Annotated in this window: 10 protein-coding genes; 9 read left to right on the top strand and 1 reads right to left on the bottom strand. The window is 57.0% G+C overall.

Going from position 1 to position 12,892, the window contains the following annotated elements:
- Positions 1 to 6 precede the first annotated feature (6 nt).
- On the bottom strand, positions 7 to 1,296 hold the full coding sequence (gene gltA, locus BMX80_RS07285; protein ID WP_071870346.1) for a citrate synthase: 1,290 nt from the start codon (positions 1,294 to 1,296) through the stop codon (positions 7 to 9).
- Between the two features lie 360 nt (positions 1,297 to 1,656).
- Here gltA and sdhC point away from each other — a divergent pair, with 360 nt between their 5' ends.
- The 9 genes from sdhC to sucD all read left to right on the top strand — a co-directional run bounded on the left by sdhC (position 1,657) and on the right by sucD (position 12,886).
- Positions 1,657 to 2,031: a succinate dehydrogenase, cytochrome b556 subunit gene (gene sdhC / locus BMX80_RS07280; RefSeq protein WP_071870345.1), complete on the top strand. Its 375-nt coding sequence runs from the start codon at positions 1,657 to 1,659 to the stop codon at positions 2,029 to 2,031.
- The gene (sdhD, locus tag BMX80_RS07275; RefSeq protein ID WP_071870344.1) at positions 2,025 to 2,393 is read left to right on the top strand and encodes a succinate dehydrogenase, hydrophobic membrane anchor protein; all 369 of its coding nucleotides are present in this window, start codon (positions 2,025 to 2,027) and stop codon (positions 2,391 to 2,393) included. The genes sdhC and sdhD overlap by 7 nt, the downstream gene beginning before the upstream one ends.
- A 3-nt stretch (positions 2,394 to 2,396) precedes the next feature.
- Complete coding sequence (gene sdhA, locus BMX80_RS07270) at positions 2,397 to 4,169, top strand: succinate dehydrogenase flavoprotein subunit (protein WP_071870343.1); 1,773 nt, start codon at positions 2,397 to 2,399, stop codon at positions 4,167 to 4,169.
- Between the two features lie 12 nt (positions 4,170 to 4,181).
- Positions 4,182 to 4,889, top strand: a complete 708-nt coding sequence (locus BMX80_RS07265; protein WP_071870342.1) for a succinate dehydrogenase iron-sulfur subunit — start codon at positions 4,182 to 4,184, stop codon at positions 4,887 to 4,889.
- A 247-nt stretch (positions 4,890 to 5,136) separates the two neighbouring features.
- Positions 5,137 to 7,971, top strand: a complete 2,835-nt coding sequence (locus tag BMX80_RS07260) for a 2-oxoglutarate dehydrogenase E1 component (RefSeq protein ID WP_074866854.1) — start codon at positions 5,137 to 5,139, stop codon at positions 7,969 to 7,971.
- A gap of 33 nt (positions 7,972 to 8,004) precedes the next feature.
- Complete coding sequence (gene odhB, locus BMX80_RS07255; protein ID WP_071870340.1) at positions 8,005 to 9,216, top strand: 2-oxoglutarate dehydrogenase complex dihydrolipoyllysine-residue succinyltransferase; 1,212 nt, start codon at positions 8,005 to 8,007, stop codon at positions 9,214 to 9,216.
- A gap of 56 nt (positions 9,217 to 9,272) precedes the next feature.
- Positions 9,273 to 10,712: a dihydrolipoyl dehydrogenase gene (gene lpdA, locus BMX80_RS07250; RefSeq protein ID WP_071870339.1), complete on the top strand. Its 1,440-nt coding sequence runs from the start codon at positions 9,273 to 9,275 to the stop codon at positions 10,710 to 10,712.
- 123 nt (positions 10,713 to 10,835) lie between these two features.
- Positions 10,836 to 12,002: an ADP-forming succinate--CoA ligase subunit beta gene (sucC, locus tag BMX80_RS07245; protein ID WP_071870338.1), complete on the top strand. Its 1,167-nt coding sequence runs from the start codon at positions 10,836 to 10,838 to the stop codon at positions 12,000 to 12,002.
- Positions 12,002 to 12,886: a succinate--CoA ligase subunit alpha gene (sucD, locus tag BMX80_RS07240; protein ID WP_074866852.1), complete on the top strand. Its 885-nt coding sequence runs from the start codon at positions 12,002 to 12,004 to the stop codon at positions 12,884 to 12,886. The genes sucC and sucD overlap by 1 nt, the downstream gene beginning before the upstream one ends.
- Positions 12,887 to 12,892: the final 6 nt, after the last annotated feature.

Here is a 12,892-nt window from a genome sequence, read left to right as displayed (position 1 = left end):
TTTGGCTTAGCGCTTGTCGATTTCGACGTAGTTGCGCTGTGCCTTGCCGGTGTACAGCTGGCGCGGGCGGCCAATCTTGTACGGGCCGGCGAGCATTTCTTTCCAGTGCGAGATCCAGCCGACGGTACGTGCCAGAGCAAAGATCACGGTGAACATGCTGGTCGGAATGCCGATTGCTTTCAGGATGATGCCTGAGTAGAAGTCGACGTTCGGGTACAGGTTGCGCTCTTTGAAGTAGGGATCGTTACGGGCGATCTCTTCCAGCTTCATAGCCAGTTCCAGCTGCGGGTCGTTGATGCCCAGCTCGGCCAGTACTTCGTCGCAAGTCTGCTTCATCACTTTGGCGCGCGGGTCAAAGTTCTTGTACACGCGGTGACCGAAGCCCATTAGCTTGAACGGGTCGTTCTTGTCTTTGGCCTTGGCGATGAACTTGTCGATGTTCGATACATCGCCAATTTCTTCCAGCATTGTCAGTACGGCTTCGTTGGCGCCGCCGTGTGCGGGGCCCCACAGTGCGGCGATACCTGCAGCGATACAGGCGAACGGGTTGGCACCCGAAGAGCCAGCCAGGCGCACGGTAGAAGTAGAGGCGTTCTGCTCGTGATCGGCGTGCAGGATGAAGATCTTGTCCATGGCCTTGGCCAGTACTGGGCTGATCTTCGGCGTTGGGCCGTCGCACGGAGTGGAGAACATCATGTGCAAGAAGTTTTCCGAGTAACCCAGGTCGTTACGCGGATAGATCATCGGCTCGCCTTTGGAGTACTTGAAGCACATGGCGGCGATGGTCGGGATCTTGGCGATCAAGCGAATCGCGGAGATTTCGCGGTGCTTGTAATCGTTGATGTCCAGCGAGTCGTGATAGAAGGCGGACAGTGCGCCCACCACGCCACACATGATGGCCATCGGGTGTGCGTCGCGACGGAAACCGTTGAAGAAGTTCTTCAGCTGCTCGTGAGCCATGGTGTGGCTCTTCACGGTGTTGACGAACTTTTCTTTCTGCTCGGCAGTCGGCAATTCGCCGTACAGCAGCAGGAAGCAGGTTTCTAGGTAATCGGAGTTTTCGGCAAGCTGCTCGATCGGGTAGCCGCGGTGCAGCAAAACGCCTTTTTCGCCATCGATAAAGGTGATAGCTGATTCGCAGGAGGCGGTGGACATGAAGCCCGGGTCAAAGGTATAGCGACCTTCGGCGGTCAGGGCGCGCACGTCGATAACATCAGGGCCCATAGTGCCGGATAGCACTGGTAGCTCGATAGGCGCAGCACCGTCAATGCTCAACTGCGCTTTCTTGTCAGCCATTGATGGCCTCCTTTATTTAATTCTTTAAACCTTGTGAACTGCCCCCCACGCAGGGCCGGCATCACTATAAGGTGATATGGCGGATTGTCAATTCGCCGTCTCTGCTCTCTGGAATGCCCGTTTGTGGGGCGAGAGGTTCCAAAAAAGAGCATAGTTTTCATTATTGGTTTGTCTAAGCAATTAGCCGTTTGGCGCAGGCGTTTTCATTGTTTTCAGCAAGTTAACTGACTATACTCTGCGACCGACTGAAAGACGGGTTTGCGCCTGTCTGGCTCGTCAACTTTCCGGTGTTGGGTGCCTGCCCGAGATATCCCGACAATTCCGCCTCCGCTAGAGAGGCATCTAAAGCGAAAGATAGCCGTGAATAGCCAAAGACCTGTCAATCTTGACCTTAGGACCATCAAACTCCCCATTACTGCCTATACCTCGATCCTGCATCGAATCAGTGGCGTGCTGCTGTTTATTGGCGTTGCCGTCCTGCTTTATGCGTTGGATTTGTCGCTGGCCTCTGAAGAAGGCTTTGCGCAGGTAAAAGAGTGCCTGCAAAGCCCATTGGCCAAGCTGGTGATCTGGGGCTTGTTGTCAGCGCTGCTGTATCACTTGGTCGCCGGTGTGCGCCACCTGGTGATGGATATGGGCGTTGGTGAAACGCTGGAAGGCGGTAAGCGCGGCTCGCAGATTGTGATTGTGGTTTCGGCCGTTCTGATCGTGCTTTTGGGGGTGTGGGTATGGTAACTAACGTCACTAACTTTTCCCGTTCAGGTCTGTATGACTGGATGGCGCAGCGTGTGTCGGCGGTGGTGCTGGCTGCGTACTTCCTGTTCCTGCTGGGCTTTTTGGTGTTCAACCCGAATTTGGGTTACGCCGAATGGCGCGAGCTGTTCTCGTGCAACTGGATGCGTATCTTCAGCCTGTTGGCGTTGGTAAGCATTGCTGTGCATGCATGGGTTGGCATGTGGACGATTTCCACTGACTACCTGACCCCAATGGCCTTTGGCGCTTGGGCGACCGCTATTCGTTTTCTGTTCCAGGCTGCGTGTGGCGTTGCCATGTTCGTATTCTTCGTCTGGGGCGTAATGATTTTCTGGGGTGCATGATCCATGGCTAATATCCGTACACTTTCTTTTGACGCCATCATTGTTGGTGGTGGTGGTGCGGGCATGCGTGCCGCACTGCAGTTGGCTCAGTCTGGTCACAAGACCGCTGTAGTTACCAAGGTTTTCCCGACGCGCTCGCACACAGTGTCTGCGCAGGGTGGTATCACCTGTGCCATCGCTTCGGCTGACCCGAATGATGATTGGCGCTGGCACATGTACGACACCGTTAAGGGCTCCGATTACATCGGTGACCAAGACGCGATCGAATACATGTGTTCCGTAGGCCCAGAAGCGGTGTTTGAGCTTGAGCACATGGGCTTGCCGTTCTCGCGTACCGAGCAGGGTCGTATTTACCAGCGTCCGTTCGGCGGCCAGTCGAAGGGCCCGGATAATCCGACTCAGGCAGCGCGTACTTGCGCCGCAGCTGACCGTACCGGTCACGCGCTGTTGCACACCCTGTACCAAGCCAACCTGAAGAACGGCACCGTATTCCTCAATGAGTGGTACGCCGTTGATCTGGTGAAGAACCAAGACGGCGCGGTAGTGGGTGTTATCGCCATCTGTATCGAAACCGGCGAAACCGTGTACATCCGCTCGAAGGCCACCGTATTGGCCACTGGCGGTGCAGGTCGTATCTACGCCTCGACCACTAACGCATTGATCAACACCGGTGACGGTGTCGGCATGGCGCTGCGTGCTGGCGTGCCGGTACAAGATATCGAAATGTGGCAGTTCCACCCGACCGGTATTGCCGGTGCCGGTGTGCTGGTGACCGAAGGTTGCCGTGGTGAAGGTGGCTACCTGATCAACGCCCATGGCGAGCGTTTCATGGAGCGCTACGCGCCGAACGCCAAAGACTTGGCCGGTCGTGACGTGGTAGCTCGTTCGATGGTTAAAGAGGTTATCGCCGGTAACGGTGTTGGCCCGAACAAAGACCACGTACTGCTGAAACTTGATCACCTGGGTGAAGAAGTGCTGCACAGCCGCCTGCCAGGCATCTGTGAGCTGTCCAAGACCTTCGCGCACGTTGATCCGGTTAAAGCACCGATCCCGGTTATCCCGACCTGTCACTACATGATGGGTGGTATCGCCACCAATATTCATGGTCAGGCGATCACTCAAGACGCAAACGGCAACGACACCGTTGTTGATGGCCTGTTCGCCGTGGGTGAAGTGGCTTGTGTATCAGTACACGGCGCTAACCGTCTGGGCGGCAACTCGCTGCTCGACTTGGTGGTGTTCGGTCGTGCGGCTGGTCTGCATCTCGAAAAAGCTCTTAAAGAAGGTATTGAGCGTCGCGACGCTAGCAATACCGATTTGGACGTTGCGCTGGCTCGCCTGTCGGGCCTGAACGAGCGCAGCAGTGGCGAAGACGTTGCGCCGCTGCGTAAAGAGCTGCAGCAGTGCATGCAGAACTACTTCGGTGTATTCCGTACTGGCGAATACATGCAGAAGGGTATTGCGCAATTGGCTGATCTGCGTGAGCGCATCGCCAAAGTAAAAATCGAAGACAAGAGTCAGGCCTTCAACACCGCGCGTATCGAAGCGCTGGAGTTGCAGAACCTGCTGGAAGTGGCCGAAGCCACCGCGATTGCCGCCGAAGAGCGCAAAGAGAGCCGTGGTGCTCACGCGCGTGAAGACTTCGAAGATCGCGATGACGATAACTGGTTGTGCCACAGCCTGTATTTCCCGGGGGAGAAGCGCGTTGCTAAGCGTGCTGTGAACTTTGCGCCTAAGACTGTGCCGGCCTTCGAGCCGAAAGTGCGTACTTACTAAGGGGAAATGACTATGTTGCAAGTCAGTGTTTATCGCTACAACCCGGAGCAGGACGCCGCCCCGTTCATGCAAGAGTTCCAGGTCGACACCGATGGCAAAGACATCATGGTGCTTGACGTACTGGCCTTGATCAAAGAACAGGACGTGACCTTCTCCTACCGTCGTTCCTGCCGTGAAGGCGTGTGTGGTTCTGACGGCATGAACATCAACGGCAAAAACGGTTTGGCGTGCGTCACACCGTTGTCCGAAGCTGGCCTTAAAGGCGGCAAGCTGGTGATTCGTCCGTTGCCGGGCCTGCCGGTCATTCGTGACCTGGTGGTGGATATGAGCATCTTCTACAAGCAATACGAGAAGGTGCAGCCGTATCTGCAAAACAACACGCCGGCGCCGGCTATCGAGCGTCTGCAATCGCCTGAAGATCGCGAGAAGCTAGATGGTCTGTACGAGTGCATTCTGTGCGCGTGCTGCTCCACCAGCTGCCCGTCCTTCTGGTGGAATCCTGACAAGTTCCTCGGTCCGGCAGCGCTGCTGCAGGCTTACCGTTTCTTGGCTGATAGCCGTGACAGTAAAACCGAAGAGCGTTTGGCAGCCATGGATGACCCGTTCAGTGTCTTCCGCTGCCGCGGCATCATGAACTGTGTGAACGTGTGCCCGAAGGGTTTGAACCCGACCAAGGCTATCGGTCATATCCGTAACATGCTGCTGCAAAGCGGAACTTGATAGTTCCGCTACACTGAAAAGCTGTACCTGCTGCGGGGGGCATACCCGCCTCTCGTAGCAGTTTGTTATCGAGCCGTAGCCCACAAAGCCACGGCTTTAGTTGAAAAAAGAAAGTAATAGCAGGGACTACCGGAAGTGACCGGACTATCTGCGTAACCGTGGTGGCTTTACCCAAGTCGCTGCACTTGACCAAAGCTTCCGATGCGGTCCACGCCAGGTGGTGTCCCCCGATCGAGGGTGACCAAGCATGCATCAAAGCGCTATGCAGCGCATGTGGAGCAGTTCCCACTTATCCGGTGGTAACGCTGCCTACGTCGAAGAGCTCTATGAGCTCTATCTGCACGATCCTAACTCTGTGCCTGAACAGTGGCGCAGCTTCTTCCAGCAACTCCCGATTGACGGGAGCGTCGCCCCCGATATTTCTCACTCGACGGTACGTGACCAGTTCCGCTTGTTGGCGAAGAATCAGCGTCGCGCACAACCGTTGGCGACCGGTTCGGTCAGCACCGAGCATGAGAAGAAGCAGGTTGAAGTCCTGCGTATGATTCAAGCCTTCCGGATGCGCGGCCATCAGCAGGCCAAGCTCGACCCGTTGGGTTTGTGGCAGCGTAATAAGCCGGCGGATCTTGAGGTTAACTACTACAACCTCACCAACGCAGATTTAGATTCCACCTTCCATGCCGGTGCTTTGTATATCGGCAAGGAAGAAGCTTCGCTGCGCGAAATTCGTGACGCGCTCAAAGCTACCTACTGCGGCTCCATCGGTGCCGAGTACATGCACATTGTCGATTCCGAGCAGCGCCAGTGGTTCCAGCAGCGCATGGAATCTGTGCGTGGTCGCCCAGCGTTCTCTAAGGAAGTGAAAGCTCACTTGCTGGAGCGCTTGAGCGCCGCAGAAGGCTTAGAAAAATACCTTGGCTCCAAGTATCCGGGCGTTAAGCGCTTTGGTCTTGAGGGCGGCGAAAGCTTGATCCCCATGCTGGATGAAATCATTCAGCGCGGTGGTGCTGGCGGTATTCGCGAAATGGTTATCGGCATGGCCCACCGTGGTCGCCTCAACGTGCTGGTCAACACGCTGGGTAAAAACCCGCGTGAATTGTTTGATGAGTTTGAAGGCAAGCATTTGTCTTCTACCTTGGGCTCTGGTGACGTTAAGTACCATCAAGGTTTCTCCTCCAACGTAATGACCGCCGGTGGCGAAGTGCACTTGGCGCTGGCGTTTAACCCGTCGCACCTTGAGATCGTTGCGCCAGTGGTCGAGGGTTCGGTACGGGCCCGTCAGGATCGTCGCGAAGACGTCGACGGCTCCTTGGTTATGCCGATCATTTGTCACGGTGACGCGGCTTTTGCCGGTCAAGGCGTGGTGATGGAAACCTTCCAGATGTCGCAAACGCGCGGCTTCAAGACAGGTGGCACCATCCACATCGTGATCAACAACCAAGTTGGTTTCACCATCAGCAAGCAAGAAGATGCGCGTTCGACAGAGTACTGCACCGACATCGCTAAGATGGTGCAGGCGCCGATTCTGCATGTGAATGCGGATGACCCGGAAGCCGTGCTGTTCGCTACGCAAATTGCGGTGGATTACCGCCAGCAGTTTAAGCGTGACGTGGTGATTGACTTGGTGTGTTACCGTCGCCGCGGCCACAACGAGGCCGATGAGCCGTCCGGTACTCAGCCTTTGATGTATCAGCAGATCTCCAAGCAGCGTACTTCCCGTGAGCTGTATGCCGAAGCGCTGATTGCTGAAGGCTCGTTAAGCGCTGAAGATGCGCAGGCGAAAGTCGACGAATACCGCAATGCGCTGGATAACGGTCTGCACGTCGTTAAGAGCTTGGTTAAAGAACCAAACTCAGAGATGTTCGTCGATTGGCGTCCATACCTGGGGCATGCGTGGACGGCGTATCACGACACGCGCTTCGACCTGAAAACCCTGCAGGAGCTTTCCCAGCGCCTGCTGAAAACCCCCGAAGGTTTCGTTATTCAGCGTCAAGTCGGCAAGATTTACGAAGACCGGCAGAAGATGACCGCCGGTGCGTTGCCGATTAACTGGGGCTTCGCTGAGACCATGGCTTACGCCACCCTGTTGCATGAAAAGCACTCGATTCGCTTGATTGGTCAGGACATTGGTCGCGGTACTTTCTCGCACCGCCACGCAGTACTGCATAACCAGAAAGACGCTTCGGTCTACGTGCCCCTGCAGCACTTGGCTGATGACCAGCCAGAATTCGATATTTACGACTCCTTCCTTTCGGAAGAAGCCGTGTTGGCTTTCGAATATGGCTATGCCACCACCACGCCGAATGCGCTGGTGATCTGGGAAGCGCAGTTCGGTGACTTTGCTAACGGCGCCCAGGTGGTGATCGACCAGTTCATTACCTCGGGTGAGCATAAGTGGGGTCGCCTGTGTGGTCTGACCATGCTGTTGCCGCACGGCTATGAGGGTCAGGGTCCTGAGCACAGCTCGGCGCGCCTTGAGCGCTACCTGCAGCTGTGTGCTGAGCACAATGTGCAAGTCTGTGTGCCGACCACCCCGGCGCAGGTTTACCACATGCTGCGTCGTCAGGTGATTCGCCCGCTGCGTAAGCCGCTCATCGCCCTAACGCCCAAGTCGTTGCTGCGTCATAAGTTGGCGATTTCGACCTTGGAAGAGCTGGCCGAAGGCGGCTTCCAGACTGTGATCCCTGAGATCGACACGCTGGATGCCAAGAAGGTTACCCGCGTCGTGATGTGTAGCGGCAAGGTCTACTATGATCTTCTGGAGAAGCGCCGCGCTGAGGAACGTGACGATATCGCCATCGTGCGCATCGAACAGCTTTACCCGTTCCCGGAAGAGGACTTGGCAGCGGTGATTGCGCCGTACAAGAACCTCAAGCATGCCGTGTGGTGCCAAGAAGAACCGATGAACCAAGGCGCTTGGTACTGCTCGCAGCACCATATGCGTCGTGTTCTGAGCGCCCACAACAGCAAGCTATTCCTCGAGTATGCAGGTCGCGAAGCTTCCGCCGCACCGGCTTGTGGTTACTCGCAGATGCACACCGAACAGCAAGAAAAACTCCTGCAAGACGCTTTCACCGTTTAAGCAAGCGCGCAGAAGACACAAGGATCATTATTTATGTCCATCGAAATCAAAGCCCCAACTTTTCCAGAATCGGTTGCTGACGGTACCGTTGCCACGTGGCACAAAAAGCCCGGCGAAGCGGTTAGCCGCGACGAGCTGATCGTCGATATCGAAACCGACAAAGTGGTTCTGGAAGTGGTGGCTCCGGTTGACGGCGTGCTGGCCAAAGTGATCAAAGGCGAGGGCGAAACCGTTCTTTCCGAAGAGTTGATCGCCATCATCGAAGAAGGCGCCGCTGCCGCTGCACCGGCTGCCAAAGCGGAAGCTGCACCGACCGCCGCTGCTGCTCCGGCTGCTGCTGGCGAAGAACCACTGCTGTCACCGGCGGCGCGCAAGCTGGCGGAAGAAGCCGGCCTGAACCCGGCGAGCATCGCTGGTACGGGCAAAGGCGGTCGCGTGACCAAAGAAGACGTGGTTGCTGCTGCCGCTGCCAAGCCTGCTGCTGCCGCTGCTGCACCGGTTCAAGCTGCTGCCCCGGTTGCGCCGATTCAGGCCACCGGCGACCGCACCGAGAAGCGCGTACCGATGACCCGCCTGCGTGCCAAAGTGGCTGAGCGTCTGGTTGAAGCACAGTCGAGCATGGCCATGCTGACCACCTTCAACGAAGTGAACATGAAGCCGGTCATGGAGCTGCGTTCGCGCTACAAAGACCTGTTCGAGAAGACTCACAACGGTGTGCGTCTGGGCTTTATGTCGTTCTTCGTTAAGGCCGCTACCGAAGCGCTGAAGCGCTACCCGGCAGTGAATGCCTCCATCGACGGTAACGACATTGTCTACCATGGCTACCAAGATATCGGCGTGGCCGTTTCTAGCGACCGTGGCTTGGTGGTACCGGTGCTGCGTAACGCCGAGTTCATGAGCTTGGCAGAAGTAGAAGGCACCATCAGCGACTTCGGCAAGAAAGCCAAAGCCGGCAAGTTGACCATCGAAGACATGACGGGCGGCACCTTCACCATCTCTAACGGTGGTGTGTTTGGTTCGCTGCTGTCGACCCCGATCGTCAACCCGCCGCAGACTGCGATTCTGGGTATGCACAAGATTCAGGAACGCCCCATGGCAGTGAACGGTCAGGTAGAAATCCTGCCGATGATGTACCTGGCACTGTCTTACGACCATCGTCTGATCGATGGCAAAGAAGCCGTAAGCTTCTTGGTTGCCATCAAAGACCTGCTGGAAGATCCGGCACGTATGCTGCTGGACATCTGATAGAGAACAAGGGCGGCCACAAGCCGCCCGACTCGTTGCACGATAAGGATTGATGAATGAGCCAGAAATTTGATGTGGTGGTGATCGGTGCGGGCCCAGGCGGCTACGTAGCGGCCATCCGTGCGGCCCAGTTGGGTCTGAAAACCGCCTGTATCGAAAAGTACATCGGCAAAGACGGCAAAGTAGCCCTAGGTGGCACTTGCTTGAACGTGGGCTGTATCCCGTCTAAGGCGCTGCTGGACAGCTCGTGGAAATACCACGAAGCGCATGACGGCGGCCTGGATGTACACGGTATCAGCGCCAAAGGCGTGAGCATCGACGTGCCGGCCATGGTCGGTCGTAAAGACCAGATCGTGAAGAACCTGACTGGCGGCGTCGCTACTCTGTTCAAAGCCAACGGCGTCACCCTGCTGGAAGGCCACGGCAAGCTGCTGGCCAACAAGCAAGTGGAAGTCACTAGCTCCGATGGCCAAGTGACTGTCTACGATGCTGAAAACGTGATCATCGCCAGTGGCTCGACGCCGATCGATATTCCGCCGGCTAAGCTGAACCACGACACCATCGTTGATTCCACCGGCGCGCTGGACTTCCAAACCGTACCGAAAAAACTCGGCGTGATTGGCGCTGGCGTGATCGGTCTGGAACTGGGCTCAGTGTGGGGCCGCTTGGGCTCTGAAGTGACTGTGCTGGAAGCGCAGGACAAGTTCCTCTCGCTGGTAGATGACCAGATCGCCAAAGACGCTCTGAAGACCTTCACCAAGCAAGGCCTGAGCATCCGTTTGGGTGCACGCGTGACCGGCTCTGAAGTGAAGAAAGGCAAAGTGACCGTGTTCTTCACCGACGCCGATGGCGAGCAGCAAATGACCTTCGACAAGCTGATTGTCGCTGTAGGTCGTCGCCCGGTGACCGACCAAGTATTGGGCGCCGACACAGGCGTATCCATTGATGAGCGCGGCTTTATTTTTGTTGATGACTATTGCGCCACCAGCGTGCCGGGAGTTTACGCCATTGGCGACATCGTGCGTGGCCCGATGTTGGCTCACAAAGCCTCGGAAGAGGGCATCATGGTTGCCGAGCGCATCGTTGGTCAGAAGCCGCAGATGAGCTACGACCTGATTCCTTCCGTGATCTACACCCACCCAGAAATCGCCTGGGTTGGTAAGAATGAGCAGCAGCTCAAGTCTGAAGGTGTTGAGTACAAAGTGGGCGTCTTCCCGTTCGCGGCCAGCGGCCGTGCGATGGCGGCCAACGACACCGGCGGTATGGTGAAGCTGATTGCTGATGCCAAGACTGACCGCGTACTGGGCGTGCATGTGATCGGCCCCAGTGCTGCCGAGTTGGTGCAGCAAGGCGTGATCGCCATGGAGTTTGGCTCCAGTGCCGAAGACCTTGGCCTGACTGTGTTCTCGCACCCGACCTTGTCCGAAGCCCTGCACGAAGCAGCGCTGGCGGCCAATGGTCACGCGATTCACATCGCCAACCGCAAGAAGCGTTAATCAAGAACCCGGGCGGGCCGCAGTTTGGCCCGCCAGACAGCCTTCGGGCAGTCATAGGTGGTGCGCCGGCCAAAAGCCCCGCACTAATCACGCAAGACCTACACGAAAGACGGTAGATAAAGCATGAATCTCCACGAGTATCAGGGTAAGCAGCTTTTCGCTGAATACGGCCTGCCTGTATCCAAAGGCTTCGCTGTAGACACCCCGGAAGACGCCGCAGCAGCCTGCGAAAAAATTGGTGGCAGTGAGTGGGTGGTTAAAGCCCAAGTTCACGCCGGTGGTCGCGGCAAGGCCGGTGGCGTAAAGCTGGTCAAGAGCGCCGAAGATGCCAAGGCGTTCGCCGCCAACTGGCTGGGCAAGAACCTGGTGACCTATCAGACCGATGCCAATGGTCAGCCGGTTTCCAAAATCCTGGTTGAGTCTTGCACCGACATCGCCAAAGAACTGTACCTGGGCGCGGTGGTAGACCGTTCGACCCGCCGTATTGTGTTCATGGCCTCCACCGAAGGTGGCGTGGAAATCGAAAAAGTCGCCCACGACACCCCGGAAAAAATCCTTAAGGCCACCGTTGACCCGCTGGTTGGCGCGCAGCCGTTCCAAGGTCGTGAGCTGGCTTTCCAACTGGGCCTGTCGGGCGACCAAGTTAAGCAGTTCACCAACATCTTCGTTGGCTTGGCTAAGCTGTTTGCCGACTACGATCTGGCCCTGCTGGAAATCAACCCGCTGGTGATCAAGGCCGACGGCAACCTGCACTGCCTGGATGCCAAGATCAACATCGACGGCAACGCTCTGTATCGCCAGCCCAAGCTGCGCGCGATGCATGACCCGTCGCAAGACGACGCCCGTGAAGCCCACGCCGCTAAGTTCGAACTGAACTACGTAGCGCTGGAAGGCAACATCGGCTGCATGGTCAACGGCGCTGGTCTGGCCATGGGCACCATGGACATCGTGAACCTGCACGGCGGCAAGCCGGCCAACTTCTTGGACGTTGGCGGCGGTGCCACCAAAGAGCGCGTTACCGAAGCGTTCAAAATCATTCTGTCTGACAGCAATGTGCAGGCCGTACTGGTTAACATCTTTGGCGGCATCGTGCGCTGCGACATGATTGCCGAAGGCATCATCGGCGCAGTGAAAGAAGTCGGCGTGAAAGTGCCGGTGGTCGTGCGTCTGGAAGGTAACAACGCTGAACTGGGCGCGAAAGTGCTGGCAGAAAGCGGCCTGAACATCATCGCAGCAACCAGCCTGACCGATGCGGCTCAGCAGGTTGTTAAGGCCGCGGAGGGTAAGTAATGAGCGTCCTGATCAATAAAGACACCAAAGTTATCTGCCAAGGCTTCACTGGCTCGCAGGGTACTTTCCACAGCGAACAAGCCATTGCTTACGGCACTAAGATGGTTGGCGGTGTAACCCCCGGTAAGGGCGGCACCACTCACCTGGGCCTGCCGGTGTTCAACACCGTTAAAGAAGCTGTAGAAACCACGGGCGCTGACGCCTCGGTGATCTACGTACCGGCTCCGTTCTGTAAGGACTCCATCCTTGAAGCAGCCAACGGCGGCATCAAGCTGATCGTCTGCATCACCGAAGGCATCCCGACGCTGGACATGCTCGACGCTAAAGTGAAGTGCGACGAGCTGGGCGTGCGCCTGATCGGCCCCAACTGCCCGGGCGTGATCACCCCCGGTGAGTGCAAGATCGGCATCATGCCCGGTCACATTCACCTGCCGGGCAAAGTCGGTATCGTGTCGCGCTCCGGCACCCTGACTTACGAAGCCGTGAAGCAGACCACTGACGCCGGCTTCGGCCAGTCCACTTGCGTGGGCATCGGTGGTGACCCGATTCCGGGTTCTAACTTCATCGACATCCTCAAGCTGTTCCAAGAAGACCCGAAGACCGAAGCGATCGTAATGATCGGTGAGATCGGCGGTTCTGCCGAGGAAGAAGCAGCCGCCTTCATCAAAGCCAACGTGACCAAGCCTGTGGTGTCTTACATTGCGGGCGTTACTGCGCCGGCTGGTAAGCGCATGGGCCACGCCGGTGCGATCATTTCTGGCGGTAAAGGTACTGCCGCTGAGAAGTTCGCCGCACTGGAAGACGCCGGTGTGAAGACTGTTCGCTCGCTGGCCGACATCGGCAAAGCGCTGGCGGAAATCACTGGTTGGGAAATGAAGAAGTAATTCTTC

It is taken from the genome of Atopomonas hussainii (assembly GCF_900109735.1).
GTDB classification, from domain to species: domain Bacteria; phylum Pseudomonadota; class Gammaproteobacteria; order Pseudomonadales; family Pseudomonadaceae; genus Atopomonas; species Atopomonas hussainii.
Note: the sequence above shows the minus strand (reverse complement) of the source record. Positions and strands in the feature narration are given on the sequence as shown.